This is a genomic window from Enterobacter sp. PL_is379, from assembly GCF_055817355.1.
In genome coordinates this window covers 88774-105138 of record NZ_JBVPGT010000024.1, presented here as the reverse complement: position 1 = coordinate 105138, position 16365 = coordinate 88774, and the positions used below count along the sequence as shown (strand labels likewise).

Below are 16365 nucleotides of genomic sequence, written 5' to 3'. Positions count from 1 at the left end.
ACAATATACAGACGAAAAAAAAGACGTCTTTCGACGTCTTTCTTCTGGAATATTGGTACCGAGGATGGGACTCGAACCCACAAGCCCGTTAGGGCACTACCACCTCAAGGTAGCGTGTCTACCAATTCCACCACCTCGGTACAGAATACTTAGTGCGGGATATCGCTGGTTGGCTTAGCCGGTGCAGCTGGCTGAGTCTGCTCAGTTTTCGCTGGCGCGCTCAGGTTTTCCCACTCGCTTCCTTTGCTGGTCTTATTGCTGTTGATATTGCCAAGCACCAGACTGATGATGAAGAACAGCGTAGCCAGAATCGCCGTTGTGCGGGTCATGAAGTTCGCAGAACCACTTGAACCGAACAGCGTACCGGAAGCGCCTGCTCCGAAGGAGGCTCCCATATCAGCGCCTTTACCTTGCTGCAGCATAATCAGCGCTACGAGAGCGATGGCTACAATAAGGAAAATAACTAAAAGAGCTTCGTACATAATCAACCTGTTCCTTGCGGATTTGCCGCATACCAATGCTTCGACCAATTAGCAGGATTTCTGTTTCCCACTGAAGCGGGTGTGAATACTAACCAAAGCGAATCACCTTCGCAAGGGCATTTTCGACGCATTGTATCAACTGCGGAAAAAAACAGCAAAAAGCCATGAATTGCTTAAAACAAAGGCGGCAAACGCCGCCTTTTTAAACATTTAGCGTGCAAGATTATGCAGCTTTTACGGCATCCGCAATACGGTGCGCAAATTCGGTGACCTGCGCTTCGTCTTCACCTTCCACCATCACGCGGATCAGCGGTTCGGTACCGGACTTACGCAGCAGCACGCGTCCACGGCTGCCCAGAGCCGCTTCAACATCAGCCATCACCGCTTTGACGTTCTCATTTTCCAGCGGATCGCCTTTGCCAGCAGTAAAGCGCACGTTCACCAGGATCTGTGGGAACATTTTCATCCCGCTGCACAGATCGTGCAGGCTCATATGGTTGCGCGCCATCGCGGCAACCACCTGCAGCGCGGCCACGATACCGTCACCGGTGGTAGTTTTGTCGAGCAGGATGACGTGACCCGAGTTTTCTGCACCGATGCGCCAGCCCTTCTCCTGCAGTTTTTCCAGCACGTAGCGGTCACCCACTTTCGCGCGCACGAACGGAATACCGAGCTGTTTCAGCGCCAGTTCCAGGCCCATGTTACTCATCAGCGTACCTACCGCACCGCCGCGCAGTTGGCCCTGACGCAGACCTTCACGTGCAATGATGTAGAGGATCTGATCGCCGTCGACCTTGTTACCTTCGTGGTCGACCATGATCACGCGGTCACCGTCGCCGTCCAGCGCAATACCGAGATCGGCTTTCTCCGCCAGAACACGCGCCTGCAGGGCACGAACGTCAGTTGCCCCCACCTGCTCGTTAATGTTCAGACCATCCGGCTCGCAGCCGATGGCGATCACTTTCGCACCCAGTTCGCGGAAAACATTTGGGGCGATGTGGTAGGTCGCACCGTTCGCACAGTCCACCACAATTTTCAGATGAGCCAGGCTCAGCTCATTCGGGAAGGTACCTTTACAGAATTCGATGTAACGCCCCGCCGCATCGACGATACGGTTCGCTTTACCCAGCTCTGCGGAATCAACACAGGTGATCTCTTTTTCCATTTCGGCTTCAATCGCCTCTTCCACGTCATCCGGCAGCTTGGTGCCGTCAATGGAGAAGAATTTAATGCCGTTGTCGTAGAACGGGTTGTGAGAAGCCGAGATGACAATCCCCGCTTCCGCACGGAAGGTGCGCGTCAGATACGCGACTGCAGGCGTTGGCATTGGGCCCGTAAAGGAGGCGGACAGTCCGGCAGCTGCCAGACCCGCTTCAAGCGCGGACTCCAGCATATAGCCCGAAATACGGGTGTCTTTACCGATGATAATTTTACGTGAGCCATGACGCGCCAGTACCTTGCCAGCAGCCCAGCCGAGCTTCAGGACAAAATCAGGGGTGATGGGAGCATCGCCTACACGCCCACGGATACCGTCGGTACCAAAATATTTACGATTACTCATAGCGTTTGTTTTCCTTCGCTGCCAGTGTGGCTTCCACCACACGCATGGCTTCTACTGTTTCTTTGACGTCATGGACACGAATAATGTGCGCACCCTGCATCGCCGCAATCACTGCGCAGGCCAGGCTGCCGCTCAGGCGTTCGCTCGGCCCCACGTTCAGCAACTGCCCAATCATCGACTTTCTCGACATCCCCACCAGTAACGGCAGGCCAAAATGATGGAATTCCGACAGGCGCGCAAGCAACGCATAGTTGTGGGAGAGATTTTTACCGAAACCGAACCCCGGGTCGAGCAGCAATTTCTCTTTTGGGATACCTGCACGTTCACAGCGTGCAATATGCTCAATAAAGAAGCGATTCACGTCGGCAAAGACATCGTCATACTTCGGTGCTTCCTGCATGGTTTTCGGTTGGCCCTGCATGTGCATCAGGCATACCGGTAACCCCGTCTCTGCCGCGGCTTCAAGTGCGCCAGGCTCGGTGAGTGAGCGAATATCATTAATAATGTGAGCGCCCACTCTCGCCACTTCACGAATCACTTCGGGTTTGGAGGTATCAACGGAGATCCACACTTCAAACCGCTGCGCGATGGCTTCAACGACCGGCACGACGCGCGCCAGCTCTTCTTCCACAGACACGTCAGCCGCACCAGGACGCGTCGATTCGCCGCCAACGTCAATGATGGTGGCACCCGCATTAATCATTAAATTCGCGTGCTTAACCGCCTCGATAAGCGTGTTATGCGTGCCGCCGTCAGAGAAGGAGTCAGGGGTAACATTCAGGATCCCCATCACATGGGGATGTGAGAGATCGAGATGCGAGTCCTGAGCGAATAATTTCATGGCGAAATCCCTGATATCTATATGGTTAAACAGAAATGAAAAACCCCGGAGCAAGCTCCAGGGTTTGAGGTACAGACAAACGCGTCAACAGCAGTAACTTACTTATCGCCCAACTGTTCTGACATGGTGTTGCCCGGGTTTGGCGTACGCGGTTCATCAACCGGACGCGGCGCACGCGGGGTGCCATTGTTGTCAGAATTATTGGAAGCGCCTGGGTCTTCCCAGCCTGCTGGCGGACGCACTTCACGGCGCGCCATCAGGTCGTCAATCTGCGGTGCATCGATGGTCTCATACTTCATGAGCGCATCTTTCATCGAATGCAGGATGTCCATATTGTCGTTCAGGATCTGGCGAGCACGTGCATAGTTACGCTCTACCAGAGATTTTACTTCCTGGTCGATGATACGTGCCGTCTCATCGGACATATGTTTCGCTTTCGCCACAGAACGGCCCAGGAAGACTTCACCCTCTTCCTCTGCATACAGCAGCGGACCGAGTTTGTCGGAGAAGCCCCACTGCGTCACCATGTTACGCGCCAGGTTGGTCGCGACTTTAATGTCGTTGGACGCACCGGTAGAAACATGTTCCACACCGTAGATAATCTCTTCTGCCAGGCGACCACCGTAGAGGGTAGAAATCTGACTTTCCAGTTTCTGACGGCTGGCGCTGATCGCGTCGCCTTCAGGCAGGAAGAAGGTCACACCCAGCGCACGACCGCGCGGAATAATCGTCACTTTATGCACCGGATCGTGTTCCGGTACGAGGCGACCAATAATCGCGTGACCCGCTTCGTGGTATGCCGTGGACTCTTTCTGCGCTTCCGTCATCACCATGGAGCGACGTTCCGCACCCATCATGATTTTGTCTTTCGCTTTCTCGAACTCCACCATGGACACCACGCGCTTGTTACCGCGAGCGGCAAACAGAGCTGCTTCGTTGACCAGGTTAGCCAGGTCCGCACCGGAGAAGCCAGGAGTACCGCGCGCAATGATTGCCGCGTCGATATCTGGTGCCAGCGGTACGCGACGCATGTGAACTTTCAGAATCTGTTCACGACCGCGAACGTCCGGCAGACCCACAACAACCTGACGGTCGAAACGGCCTGGACGCAGCAGCGCAGGGTCAAGTACGTCCGGACGGTTAGTCGCCGCGATAACGATGATACCTTCGTTACCTTCGAAGCCGTCCATCTCAACCAGCATCTGGTTCAGCGTCTGTTCACGTTCATCATGACCACCGCCCAGACCTGCGCCACGCTGGCGGCCTACGGCGTCGATTTCATCGATGAAGATAATGCACGGTGCTGCCTTCTTGGCCTGCTCGAACATGTCACGCACACGAGATGCACCGACACCCACGAACATTTCAACGAAGTCAGAACCTGAAATAGTAAAGAACGGCACCTTCGCTTCGCCCGCAATGGCTTTCGCCAGCAGGGTTTTACCGGTACCCGGAGGGCCAACCATCAGCACGCCTTTCGGGATCTTACCGCCCAGCTTCTGGAAACGGCTCGGTTCACGCAGGTATTCAACCAGTTCGCCGACCTCTTCTTTCGCTTCGTCACACCCGGCAACGTCTGCAAAAGTGGTCTTGATCTGATCTTCCGTTAACATACGCGCCTTGCTCTTACCGAACGACATGGCACCTTTGCCACCGCCGCCCTGCATCTGGCGCATAAAGAAGATCCAGACGCCGATAAGAAGCAGCATCGGGAACCAGGAAATGAAGATAGAAGCCAGCAGGCTTGGTTCTTCTGGCGGCTCGCCAACTACCTTGACGTTTTTGGTCAGAAGGTTATCAAGCAGCTTAGGATCGTTCACCGGGATGTAAGTCGTGTAACGGTTACTATCTTTCTTGGTAACGTTGATCTCACGTCCGTTGATACGCGCTTCGCGAACCTGGTCCTGATTGACCTCCTGCAGGAAGGTAGAATAATCCACCTTGCGGCCATTCGACTCGCTGGGCCCAAAGCTCTGGAATACTGACATCAGCACAACGGCAATGACCAGCCAGAGTATTAGGTTTTTCGCCATGTCACTCAAGGGATTAACCTCATATTACAACTGTGTTAAAAACAGCGTCAGGATACTCTATATCCAGTTTCATTCAAACTTTCGTCTGAAATCTCCCGGTTATCATTTTCGCCCGGTCGCTACAATATACACTTCACGGGAACGGGCCCGGGAAGAGTCCGGCTTACGAACTTTGACCTTCGCAAACAGGGAGCGAATTTCCTTAAGATACTCCTCGAAACCTTCGCCCTGAAACACCTTCACAACAAAACTACCACCAGGCGCTAGTACATCACGACACATTTCTAACGCTAGCTCCACCAGATACATGGCGCGGGGGATATCCACCGCCGGTGTTCCGCACATATTTGGTGCCATATCTGACATGACAACCTGGACCTTACTGTCACCTACACGATCAAGTAACGCTTTCAGCACTAATTCATCACGAAAGTCGCCCTGAAGGAAGTCGACACCGACGATGGGATCCATTGGTAAAAGATCGCACGCGATGATTCGGCCCGTTCCGCCGATCTGCGTGACCGCATACTGGGACCATCCGCCAGGTGCCGCACCGAGGTCAACAACCGTCATCCCCGGCTTAAAAAGTTTGTCACTTTGCTGTATTTCATCAAGTTTAAACCAGGCACGGGAACGCAACCCCTTTTTCTGTGCCTGTTGAACATATTTATCGCTAAAGTGTTCCTGGAGCCAGCGGCTGGAGCTGGCAGAACGCTTTTTACCTGTCATTTAACATTTCCGTCCTGGTTCATCGTTGCTTGCCTGTGACGTAAATTTCTACGCAGCTATTTGGCGATATAAGGGAGATGGCGGTAGAATGAACCGTTTTCAATCCCAACGTAAGCAAAAATATACGATGAATCTGAGTACTAAACAAAAACAGCACCTTAAAGGTCTGGCACATCCGCTCAAGCCTGTAGTGATGCTTGGCAACAATGGTTTGACCGAAGGGGTGCTTGCCGAGATTGAACAAGCGCTGGAACACCACGAGCTGATCAAGGTGAAAATCGCCTCTGAAGACAGAGACACTAAAAACCTGATCGTGGAAGCCATCGTGCGCGAAACCGGCGCCTGTAATGTACAGGTCATCGGTAAAACGCTGGTGCTCTACCGCCCGTCTAAAGAGCGTAAAATCTCGCTGCCACGTTAAGGATATCCTGAATTAAACACATTTTCTGTGTGAAACGAGGGATTTCTGTCAGCAGGCGAGCAAAATGCCATGCTCCTTGAGTTGATAAAAGGCCGCTACGCGGCCTTTTTCTTTTCTTTACAATGTATCAACATCTTAGTAGAGAAGCGAATTACAGGTATTCAACCTTAATAATTTCGTATTCTACTTCACCGCCAGGGGTGCGGATGGTGACAACATCGTCCTGCTCTTTGCCAATCAGGCCGCGAGCAATCGGCGAGTTCACCGAAATCAGGTTCTGTTTGAAATCAGCTTCATCATCACCCACGATGCGATAGGTCTGCTCTTCGTCGTTGTCCAGGTTCAGCACGGTCACGGTAGAACCAAAGATCACACGCCCGTTGTTAGGCATTTTGGTGATGTCGATAACCTGTGCATTGGACAGTTTTGCTTCGATATCTTTAATACGCCCTTCACAGAAGCCCTGCTGCTCACGCGCGGCGTGGTATTCAGCATTCTCTTTCAGGTCGCCATGCTCGCGCGCATCCGCGATAGCGGCGATGATTTCAGGACGACGCACGGATTTCAGGAAATCCAGCTCTTCGCGCAGTTTTTCGGCACCACGTAAGGTCATCGGAATAGCTTGCATTTGTTATACCTCTTAAACATTCCTGTTGGGAGCAGTGTTCCCTGCTCCTGCCCCCCTAAGCGGGCAAGAAGCAAAAAGAAAACCGACCCGGGAGCAATGCCCCAGGTCAGCAGCAATTTTTCAATTTGATATGCATTTTACCGCGAAGTTCACTATGGGTCATCGTTTACTTTGCAGTGCCATGCACCGTAGTATGACGGTTTGTTTTCGGGTTGTTAGCGCGAGATTATGCGATTTTCCAGATTTATCATCGGATTGACTACCAGTATAACGTTCACCGCCCAGGCCGCGAATGTTGATGAGTACATTAATCAGCTCCCCGCAGGCGCGAACCTTGCCCTGATGGTGCAGAAGGTTGGCGCACAGGCTCCCGAGATTGACTTTCACAGTCAACAGATGGCGCTGCCTGCCAGTACCCAAAAGGTGATCACTGCCCTCGCCGCCCTGCTCCAGCTCGGGCCTGACTTCCGTTTTACGACCACTCTTGAAACCAAAGGTAACGTTGAGGGTGGCGAACTGAAAGGCGATCTTATCGCCCGTTTTGGCGGCGATCCGACCTTTAAGCGCCAGGATATCCGCAATATGGTTGCGGTGCTGAAAAAATCTGGCGTGCAGAAAATTGATGGCAATGTGCTGATCGACACGTCCATCTTTGCCAGCCACGATAAAGCCCCAGGCTGGCCGTGGAACGACATGACCCAGTGCTTTAGCGCCCCGCCCGCCGCCGCGATTGTCGACCGTAACTGCTTTTCGGTTTCGCTTTACAGCGCGCCAAAGCCGGATGATTTAGCGTTTATCCGCATAGCGTCCTACTACCCGGTCACGATGTTTAGCCAGGTCCGCACGCTGGCGAAAGGCTCCCCGGATGCGCAATATTGTGAGCTGGACGTCGTGCCAGGCGATCTTAACCGCTTCACGCTGACCGGCTGCCTGACCCAGCGCGCCGATCCGCTGCCGCTGGCCTTTGCGATACAGGATGGCGCAAGCTATGCGGGCGCCATCCTGAAAGATGAACTGAAACAAGCGGGAATAACCTACTCGGGCACGCTGCTTCGTCAGACGCAGGTCAACCAGCCCGGTACGGTCATCGCCAGCAAACAGTCTCCACCGCTGCACGATTTATTGCGAATTATGCTGAAAAAGTCGGACAACATGATTGCCGATACGGTGTTTCGCATGATTGGTCACGCCCGTTTCGGCGTGCCGGGAACCTGGCGCGCGGGTTCAGACGCGGTTCGGCAGATCCTGCGCCAGCAGGCGGGGATCGAACTGGGTAATACCATCGCTGTCGATGGCTCCGGACTATCGCGCCATAATTTGATCTCTCCGGCCACGATGATGCAGGTGCTTCAGTACATTGCACAGCATGACACTGAGCTAAACTTTATTTCAATGCTGCCGCTGGCCGGGCATGACGGTTCACTGCAGTACCGCGCCGGGCTTCACGCTGCCGGTGTGGATGGCAAAGTATCCGCTAAAACAGGCTCACTGCAGGGGGTTTACAACCTTGCAGGCTTCATCACTACCGCCAGCGGACAACGCATGGCATTCGTGCAGTATCTTTCCGGCTATGCCGTCGAACCGACCGACCAGCGCAATCGTCGTATTCCGCTTGTTCGCTTCGAAAGCAGGCTTTATAAGGACATCTACCAGAATAACTAGCGATGAAACTACTTATAGTTGAAGACGATCTGTTATTGCAGGAAGGGCTGGCGCTGGGGCTGGCCAATGAAGGGTATGCCCTCGACTGTGCCGGCACCGCAGCGGAGGCAGACGCCCTGATTCAGAGCGGCGAATACAGTCTGGTGATCCTCGATTTGGGCTTGCCTGATAAAGACGGCGCTACGCTGCTCAGCCAGTGGCGACGTCGCGGCATCGCCAACCCGGTATTGATCCTGACGGCACGTGATGCCATTGAAGACCGTATCACCGGCCTCGATGCAGGCGCAGATGATTACCTGGTGAAGCCTTTTGCGCTTGCGGAGCTGCAGGCTCGGGTGCGAGCGTTGATTCGCCGCTATCAGGGACATAGTGATAACTTACTGACCGACGGCGATATTACGCTGAATCTGCAAACCCAGCAGGTACTGCGCCAGGATCAGGCGGTCGAGGTAACACCAAAAGAGTTCGCCTTGCTTACGCGTCTGATCATGCGCAGCGGGCAAACTGTGCACAGAGAAACGCTCCAGCAGGATATCTACTCCTGGCAGGACGATCCGGGGTCAAATACCCTTGAAGTCCACATTCACAACCTGCGTCGTAAGCTTGGCAAGGACAGAATCAAAACCGTCCGTGGCGTTGGCTATCGCCTGGAGAGCCAGAAATGAACAGCATGCGTCGGCGTTTGATGGTGCTGCTGGCGGTCATTCTGTTATTTTTCCAGCTGATAAGCGTCATCTGGCTGTGGCATGAAAGCCGTGAGCAGATTAGTTTCCTGGTCAGTGAAACGCTGTCAGCAAAAGCGCGTAATAACCATGTCGAGAAAGAGATCCGCGAGGCGATTGCCTCGCTGCTGGTCCCTTCTCTGGTGATGGTCGGTTTTACCCTGCTCTTCTCCTTCTGGGCGGTCACCTGGATCACCCGGCCCCTGAATAAACTGCGTGTCAGCCTGGCTAACCGTTCGGCGGATAACTTAACCCCGCTTCCTATGTATTCCGACATGGAAGAGATCGGCGCGGTGACGACTTCCCTGAACCAGCTCCTCGCCCGGCTGGACAATACCATTCAACAGGAGCGTCTCTTCACTGCAGACGCCGCGCACGAGCTTCGAACGCCTCTTGCCGGTATCCGGCTCCATCTGGAGCTGATGTCGCAGTCTGGTGCGCCACAGGCGGCAACGCTGATTAGCCGTATCGATCAGCTCATGCATACCGTCGAACAGCTGCTGATGCTGGCCCGGGCCGGACAGGCAATGGCGAGCGGCCACTACGAAACCGTAAGCTGGACGGAAAATATCATTGAACCTCTCGGCCTGGGTCATGAAGCCAAAGAGCATACGGTAATTTGGCCCGCTAAAAGCGCGCTCACGGTTCAGGGAGACGCCGTGCTCCTGCGCCTGATGCTGCGCAACCTGCTGGAAAATGCAGGACGCTACAGCCCGGCAGGGACAACGATTACAGTGACGTTAACCGAGGTCGACGGGGGGACGCAGATCAGCGTTATCGATCAGGGCCCAGGGATTGATGAAGCGCACCGGCAGTCCATTACCGAGCCATTCCGCCGTCTTGACCAGCGCTACGGCGGCAGCGGTCTGGGGCTGAGCATCGTGCAGCGCATCGTCCAGCTTCACCACGGCAGGCTAACGCTTGAGAATGGCGCTGAAGGCGGTTTAATCGCCAGCTGCTGGCTGCCTGCGACGCTGGAATAAAAAAAGCCCCCATAATGGGGGCTTTGGACAGATATTAGTGCTTGTAGATGAACTCGACGCCTTCTTCGTCGTCTTCATCCCAGTCATCGTCCCAGTCTTCATCGTCTTCTTCCGCTTCCAGCTCTTCGAGCTGCTGGCGGTGGTAGTCATCCCACATGAATTCGACTTTTTCAGGCTGTTTGGCTTCTTCCGCCTGAACGATTGGGTTCTCGATGATGAAGGTCATCACATCCCAGCACAGATCTTTCACGCCAACCTGGCTTGCCGCAGAGATCAGGTAGTATTTATCTTCCCAACCCATCGCTTCGGCAATGGCTTTCGCTTTTGCTTCCGCTTCGGCTTTGTCCATCAGGTCGATCTTGTTGAAGACCAGCCAGCGTGGTTTATTCGCCAGTTTTTCGCTGTATTTTTCCAGCTCACCGATGATGATGCGGGCGTTTTCAACCGGATCGGAACCATCGATAGGATCGATATCAATGAGGTGCAGCAGTACGCGGCAACGCTCAAGGTGTTTCAGGAAGCGAATACCCAGTCCCGCGCCTTCCGCAGCGCCTTCAATCAGACCCGGAATATCGGCAACCACAAAGCTCTTCTCGTTATCCATGCGGACAACGCCCAGGCTTGGCACCAGCGTGGTAAACGGATAGTCCGCCACTTTCGGTTTCGCCGCAGAGACGGCACGAATGAACGTTGATTTACCGGCGTTTGGCATACCCAGCATGCCCACGTCAGCCAGAAGCATCAGCTCCAGCTGCAGGTCGCGCTTATCGCCCGGGGTACCCATCGTTTTCTGACGCGGCGTACGGTTAACGGAAGATTTGAAACGGCTGTTACCCAGACCGTGCCAGCCGCCTTTCGCTACCATCAGGCGCTGACCGTGTTTGGTCATGTCACCCATGGTTTCACCGGTTCCCTGGTCAATCACACGCGTACCGACCGGAACCTTAATGGTGACGTCTTTACCGCGTTTCCCGGTACAGTCACGGCTCTGGCCGTTCTGGCCACGTTCAGCGCGGAAGGATTTTTCGAAACGGTAGTCGATCAGCGTGTTGAGGTTCTCATCCGCCTCCAGCCACACGTCACCACCATCCCCACCGTCGCCGCCATCAGGGCCGCCACGAGGGATATACTTTTCACGGCGGAAGCTCACGCAACCGTTGCCGCCATCACCAGCCACGACCAGGATCGTCGCTTCATCAACAAACTTCATTTTACTCTCCGTAACTCATTCGCCTGAGCGGGGGACTACTACAACCGCTTCATTTTTGCGCCAACGTCCCCAAAGACGATGACCAATGGCGGAATACATCGCGCCCGCAACCACGACAAACGCACCGAGATAGCCCAACAGGTTGAGCATCGGTCTGACGAAGACATCGGGCCAGGCCATTGATAACAAATCTGAAAATAACAGCGTAAACAGCGGAGTAAGCGTAATTAACGCGCTCACCTGTGCTGCCTGCCAGCGCGCCATCGCTTCGGCAAGCGCGCCATAACCGACCAGCGTGTTCAGCCCACAAAAAATGAGGCACGCCAGTTGCCAGTCGCTAAGCTGAGTAATCACACCCGGCTTCGCTAATGGCAGCAATGCTATTGTACACAAAGTGTACAGCAAAAAGAGGATCTGCTGTGAGGCAAGTCGACGCAATAACACCTTTTGTGCGACGCCATAGCTCACCCAGACCGTTGCTGCCCCCACACCGAAAATGACACCCCATGTGTAATCCGTCAGGCGGGTAAAAATCTCTATCAGACTGGTGTTGAAGAACATCACCAGACCGCACAGCAGCATGCTCGCCCCGATAATCTGCGTACCGCGCATCTTCTCCTTGAGGATAAAGACGCTGGCGACCATCATGCCCACCGGTGAAAGCTGACCAATCACCTGCGACGCCGTGGGGCTGAGATATTGCAGGGAAGAGCTGAACAGGATGAAGTTACCGAACAAACCGCCCGTCGCGATAGCCAGCAGCACCAGCCAGCGCGGTTTACGGAAGAGCCGCAAGGGTGGAAGCTTACCTTTGACGGCCAGAATCGCCCCGAGGCCGATGCTTGCCATCAGAAAGCGATAAAAGACCACCGTAGGCGGCTCCATCACTTCCAGCACCTGCTTCATTGCAATTGGCAGCGCACCCCAGCACATTGCGGTGGTGAGCGCCAAAAGAATTCCTATGCCGGCCTGCTGCTTCATGCCCGTTTTCCCTACAGAAAAAATTACCGGGTTTCCAATGTAAAAAGCCCCGCAACAGGGTGCGGGGCTTTAATCCGTTACCGGACCGAGAAAACCTTACTCAGCAACGATGCTGATGTATTTACGGTTGTTCGGGCCTTTAACTTCAAATTTCACTTTACCGTCTGCTTTAGCAAACAGAGTGTGGTCACGACCGCAACCTACGTTGTTGCCAGCGTGGAATTTGGTACCACGTTGACGAACGATGATGCTACCCGCCAGAACGGATTCGCCACCGAAACGCTTAACGCCCAGGCGTTTAGCTTCTGAATCGCGACCGTTACGTGTGGAGCCGCCAGCCTTTTTATGTGCCATTTAAATCTCTCCTCAGGTCTTAGGCGCTGATGCCAGTAATTTTCACATCAGTGAACCACTGACGGTGGCCCTGCTGCTTACGGTAGTGCTTACGACGACGAAACTTAACGATTTTAACTTTCTCGCCACGACCGTGTGCAACAACTTCAGCTTTGATAACGCCGCCATCAACGAAAGGAACGCCGATTTTGACTTCTTCACCGTTTGCGATCATCAGAACTTCTGCGAACTCAACAGATTCGCCAGTTGCGATGTCCAGCTTTTCCAGGCGAACGGTCTGACCTTCGCTTACTCGGTGTTGTTTACCACCACTTTGGAAAACCGCGTACATATAAACTCCGCTTCCGCGCACATCCTCGTATGATTCAGAGTGCGCTATAAATATTCACAATAGGGCGCGAATATTACGCAAAACGCGAGCCTTTGACAAGTGCTACCGTCAATACATGAAGAAAAAAAACACAACACGTACGGTAACGTTTATCTGAGCCGTTTTTTCAGTACAATCAGCACTACTATTGATAAACCGAAACCCTTCGTTACCCCATTGAAGATGGGATCAACAGGATAAAAAGCCCGGCTTTTGCGATGAATTTAGAAAAAATCAACGAGTTAACCGCGCAAGATATGGCGGGTGTGAATGCAGCAATCCTGGAGCAACTCAACTCTGACGTCCAGCTGATCAATCAGTTGGGCTATTACATTGTCAGCGGCGGTGGTAAACGCATTCGTCCGATGATCGCCATTCTGGCTGCCAGAGCCGTTGGTTATCAGGGAAATGCCCACATCACTATCGCAGCGCTCATCGAATTTATCCACACGGCGACGCTTCTGCACGACGATGTGGTGGATGAATCGGATATGCGTCGTGGCAAAGCCACGGCTAACGCCGCGTTCGGGAACGCAGCCAGCGTACTGGTGGGGGACTTTATCTACACCCGCGCCTTCCAGATGATGACCAGTCTGGGCTCCCTGAAAGTGCTGGAAGTGATGTCCGAAGCCGTAAACGTCATTGCTGAAGGCGAAGTGCTGCAGCTGATGAACGTCAACGACCCGGACATCACCGAAGAAAACTACATGCGCGTGATCTACAGCAAAACCGCGCGCCTGTTTGAAGCGGCGGCCCAGTGTTCCGGCATTCTGGCTGACTGTACCGAAGCACAGGAAAAAGGCCTGCAGGACTATGGTCGCTATCTGGGTACGGCATTCCAGCTGATTGATGATTTGCTGGACTACAGTGCGGACGGCGAGACGCTCGGCAAAAACGTTGGCGATGACCTGAACGAAGGCAAACCGACCCTGCCGCTGCTCCATGCCATGCGTAACGGAACAGCCGATCAGGCGAAAATGATCCGTGAAGCGATTGAGCAGGGAAATGGCCGCCATCTTCTGGAACCTGTGCTGGAAACCATGGCTATCTGCGGATCGCTGGAATGGACGCGGCAGCGTGCGGAAGAAGAAGCCGACAAAGCCATCGAAGCTCTCCAGGTCATTCCCGACAGCCCGTGGCGCGAGGCATTGATTGGTCTTGCCCACATCGCCGTTCAGCGCGACCGTTAACCCTCCTTGTTTCTCCCCGCGACCATGGCGGGGGGATTCCAGAAAAATCCTGTAAATTACGTATTCCTGTAAATTCATCGGTTTAGAGACCGCATGAATAAAGCCATGTCTTATTCTGAATATCCCTTCAAGTAACGCGAACTTTTTAGAACAAAAGCTTGAAATGGGTATATTAACCCCGTCGTTTCAGAAGAAACGGCGTAGGTGAATCCGAACTTAAGGACGGCGTTATGGATACGAAATTTATCGACTGGCACACGGCTGATATTATTGCCGCACTGCGCAAAAGAGGCACTTCACTGGCAGCAGAGTCCCGCCGCCATGGACTGAGTTCTTCAACTCTGGCAAACGCCCTCACCCGCCCCTGGCCCAAGGGAGAATTAATCATCGCGACGGCGCTGGATACGCATCCGTGGGTGATTTGGCCTTCGCGCTACCACGATCCCATCACCCATGAATTTATCGACAGAACGCGCATGATTCGCCAGAGAAAGGCAAAAAGAGAACCGCAGAAGTAATGCGTTTTTGACAGGAACAGCAACCCCCCGGTCATTGCTGGCAGGGGGCTGCCGGAACGATTACTCGCCCTTCACACGCTCGATATTGGCACCCAGCGCGCGCAGTTTATCTTCGATACGCTCATAACCACGATCGATGTGATAAATACGATCCACGATCGTTGTGCCTTCCGCGATACAACCCGCCAGCACCAGGCTTGCAGACGCACGCAGATCGGTTGCCATCACCTGAGCACCTGACAGTTTCTCAACGCCATGGCAAATCACGGTATTACTTTCGATCTCAGCATGCGCACCCATACGGATCAGCTCCGGTACGTGCATAAAGCGGTTTTCGAAAATGGTTTCTGTGATGAAGCCAGTACCTTCGGCGACCAGGTTCAACAGGGTGAACTGCGCCTGCATGTCCGTTGGGAACGCCGGATGCGGTGCCGTCCGCACATTGACCGCTTTTGGACGCTGGCCGTGCATATCAAGGCTGATCCAGTCTTCACCGATTTCGATATCCGCACCCGCATCGCGCAGTTTCGCCAGCACCGCATCCAGGGTATCGGGCTGCGCGTTGCGACAAACAATCTTACCGCCAGAGATCGCGGCAGCGACCAGGAAGGTACCGGTTTCGATACGGTCCGGCAGAACGCGATAAACACCACCGCCCAGACGCTCAACGCCTTCGATGGTGATACGGTCGGTACCCTGACCGGTGATCTTCGCACCCAGCGCCACGAGGAAGTTGGCGGTATCCACAATTTCCGGTTCGCGCGCGGCGTTTTCGATGATAGTGGTCCCTTCTGCCAGCGTCGCCGCAGACATAATGGTCACCGTTGCGCCCACGCTCACTTTGTCCATGACAATGTGCGCGCCTTTCAGACGACCATTGACGGACGCTTTGACGTAACCTTCTTCCAGCTTGATCTCTGCGCCCAGTTTTTCCAGACCAAAGATGTGCAGGTCAACCGGACGCGCACCGATAGCGCAGCCGCCCGGCAGAGAGACCTGACCCTGACCAAAACGCGCCACCAGTGGGCCAAGCGCCCAGATGGATGCACGCATGGTTTTCACCAGATCGTAAGGGGCAGAGAAGTTGTTCACCTTGCTGGCGTCAATCCAGACGGAACCGTTACGCTCGACTTTCGTGCCCAACTGGGTGAGCAGCTTCATGGTGGTATCGATATCTTTCAGCTTCGGTACGTTCTGAATTTCTACCGGCTCTTCCGCGAGCAGCGCAGCAAAGAGGATTGGCAGCGCGGCGTTTTTCGCGCCAGAAATTGTGACTTCGCCCTGGAGACGCGTTGGCCCCTGTACACGAAATTTATCCATTGTGTGCTCTCTTATAAATTCAACCGTGCTGCGGGCCTGTCGCCCTCAGCTCAAAAACCGTTTAGTTTGCGATCGCGTGCCCACTCTTGCGGGGTGAACGCTTTAATCGACAGGGCGTGGATGCGGTTATCCGCAATATATTCCATCAGCGGCGCGTACACAGCCTGCTGTTTCTTCACACGGCTCATACCGTCGAACATCTCACCCACAGCAATAACCTGGAAGTGACTGCCATCGCCAGTGACGTGGGCTTCCTGAAGGGAGAGTGCATTCATCAGCACTGTCTGGATTTCATGATTTTCCATGGGTTCTTAATCATCTGATAGTGAAAACAAGCCCAACATCTTAGAGCAAAGTGGC

General features: G+C 54.0%; 18 protein-coding genes and 1 tRNA gene. 6 read left to right on the top strand and 13 right to left on the bottom strand.

Translation table 11 applies throughout. The annotated features are described in order from the left end of the window. Nucleotides 1-53 precede the first annotated feature (53 nt). From AC0TOY_RS06185 to rlmE, 6 genes are all read right to left on the bottom strand, one after another. Nucleotides 54-140: transfer RNA gene (locus tag AC0TOY_RS06185), tRNA-Leu, on the bottom strand. A 9-nt stretch (nucleotides 141-149) separates the two neighbouring features. After that, complete coding sequence (secG, locus tag AC0TOY_RS06180; protein ID WP_023333590.1) at nucleotides 150-482, bottom strand: preprotein translocase subunit SecG; 333 nt, start codon at nucleotides 480-482, stop codon at nucleotides 150-152. 223 nt (nucleotides 483-705) lie between these two features. After that, on the bottom strand, nucleotides 706-2043 hold the full coding sequence (glmM, locus tag AC0TOY_RS06175) for a phosphoglucosamine mutase (protein WP_024906365.1): 1338 nt from the start codon (nucleotides 2041-2043) through the stop codon (nucleotides 706-708). Continuing rightward, nucleotides 2036-2884, bottom strand: coding sequence for a dihydropteroate synthase (gene folP, locus AC0TOY_RS06170; protein WP_024906364.1), 849 nt, complete (start codon nucleotides 2882-2884; stop codon nucleotides 2036-2038). The genes glmM and folP overlap by 8 nt, the downstream gene beginning before the upstream one ends. A 98-nt stretch (nucleotides 2885-2982) precedes the next feature. Further along, nucleotides 2983-4917, bottom strand: coding sequence for an ATP-dependent zinc metalloprotease FtsH (gene ftsH, locus AC0TOY_RS06165; RefSeq protein WP_010436002.1), 1935 nt, complete (start codon nucleotides 4915-4917; stop codon nucleotides 2983-2985). Between the two features lie 102 nt (nucleotides 4918-5019). Continuing rightward, a complete protein-coding gene (rlmE, locus tag AC0TOY_RS06160) occupies nucleotides 5020-5646 on the bottom strand; it encodes a 23S rRNA (uridine(2552)-2'-O)-methyltransferase RlmE (protein WP_003861812.1) in 627 nt (208 codons plus the stop codon). A 127-nt stretch (nucleotides 5647-5773) separates the two neighbouring features. On the opposite strand from rlmE, the gene yhbY reads away from it, so the two are divergent. Continuing rightward, nucleotides 5774-6067, top strand: a complete 294-nt coding sequence (gene yhbY / locus AC0TOY_RS06155; RefSeq protein ID WP_003861814.1) for a ribosome assembly RNA-binding protein YhbY — start codon at nucleotides 5774-5776, stop codon at nucleotides 6065-6067. A gap of 151 nt (nucleotides 6068-6218) precedes the next feature. On the opposite strand, the gene greA is transcribed toward yhbY, so the two are convergent. After that, nucleotides 6219-6695 (bottom strand): transcription elongation factor GreA, encoded by a 477-nt coding sequence (gene greA / locus AC0TOY_RS06150; protein WP_014171793.1) that lies wholly within the window; start codon nucleotides 6693-6695, stop codon nucleotides 6219-6221. A gap of 228 nt (nucleotides 6696-6923) precedes the next feature. Between greA and dacB the strand changes: the two genes are divergently transcribed. Genes dacB through pmrB form a run of 3 tightly spaced genes read left to right on the top strand, consistent with a single transcriptional unit; the run spans nucleotide 6924 to nucleotide 10062 of the window. Beyond that, the gene (gene dacB, locus AC0TOY_RS06145; RefSeq protein ID WP_061716417.1) at nucleotides 6924-8357 is read left to right on the top strand and encodes a serine-type D-Ala-D-Ala carboxypeptidase; all 1434 of its coding nucleotides are present in this window, start codon (nucleotides 6924-6926) and stop codon (nucleotides 8355-8357) included. 2 nt (nucleotides 8358-8359) lie between these two features. After that, nucleotides 8360-9022, top strand: a complete 663-nt coding sequence (gene pmrA, locus AC0TOY_RS06140; protein WP_024906362.1) for a two-component system response regulator PmrA — start codon at nucleotides 8360-8362, stop codon at nucleotides 9020-9022. Next, nucleotides 9019-10062, top strand: coding sequence for a two-component system sensor histidine kinase PmrB (gene pmrB, locus AC0TOY_RS06135; protein ID WP_024906361.1), 1044 nt, complete (start codon nucleotides 9019-9021; stop codon nucleotides 10060-10062). Before pmrA ends, pmrB begins: the two co-directional genes overlap by 4 nt. A gap of 34 nt (nucleotides 10063-10096) precedes the next feature. On the opposite strand, the gene cgtA is transcribed toward pmrB, so the two are convergent. From cgtA to rplU, 4 genes are all read right to left on the bottom strand, one after another. Then, nucleotides 10097-11272, bottom strand: a complete 1176-nt coding sequence (gene cgtA / locus AC0TOY_RS06130) for an Obg family GTPase CgtA (protein WP_023333597.1) — start codon at nucleotides 11270-11272, stop codon at nucleotides 10097-10099. A gap of 15 nt (nucleotides 11273-11287) precedes the next feature. Continuing rightward, nucleotides 11288-12253, bottom strand: coding sequence for a DMT family transporter (locus AC0TOY_RS06125; RefSeq protein ID WP_014833443.1), 966 nt, complete (start codon nucleotides 12251-12253; stop codon nucleotides 11288-11290). Nucleotides 12254-12349: 96 nt separating this feature from the next. After that, nucleotides 12350-12607 (bottom strand): 50S ribosomal protein L27, encoded by a 258-nt coding sequence (rpmA, locus tag AC0TOY_RS06120; protein WP_004385076.1) that lies wholly within the window; start codon nucleotides 12605-12607, stop codon nucleotides 12350-12352. 19 nt (nucleotides 12608-12626) lie between these two features. Next, on the bottom strand, nucleotides 12627-12938 hold the full coding sequence (rplU, locus tag AC0TOY_RS06115; RefSeq protein ID WP_003025032.1) for a 50S ribosomal protein L21: 312 nt from the start codon (nucleotides 12936-12938) through the stop codon (nucleotides 12627-12629). 257 nt (nucleotides 12939-13195) lie between these two features. Here rplU and ispB point away from each other — a divergent pair, with 257 nt between their 5' ends. Both ispB and sfsB read left to right on the top strand, forming a co-directional pair. Then, a complete protein-coding gene (gene ispB / locus AC0TOY_RS06110) occupies nucleotides 13196-14167 on the top strand; it encodes an octaprenyl diphosphate synthase (protein ID WP_024906360.1) in 972 nt (323 codons plus the stop codon). Nucleotides 14168-14397: 230 nt separating this feature from the next. Continuing rightward, complete coding sequence (gene sfsB, locus AC0TOY_RS06105; RefSeq protein ID WP_024906359.1) at nucleotides 14398-14685, top strand: DNA-binding transcriptional regulator SfsB; 288 nt, start codon at nucleotides 14398-14400, stop codon at nucleotides 14683-14685. A 60-nt stretch (nucleotides 14686-14745) separates the two neighbouring features. On the opposite strand, the gene murA is transcribed toward sfsB, so the two are convergent. Then, nucleotides 14746-16005, bottom strand: coding sequence for a UDP-N-acetylglucosamine 1-carboxyvinyltransferase (murA, locus tag AC0TOY_RS06100; protein ID WP_024906358.1), 1260 nt, complete (start codon nucleotides 16003-16005; stop codon nucleotides 14746-14748). A gap of 50 nt (nucleotides 16006-16055) precedes the next feature. Then, complete coding sequence (gene ibaG, locus AC0TOY_RS06095; protein WP_008501458.1) at nucleotides 16056-16310, bottom strand: BolA family iron metabolism protein IbaG; 255 nt, start codon at nucleotides 16308-16310, stop codon at nucleotides 16056-16058. Nucleotides 16311-16365 lie beyond the last annotated feature (55 nt).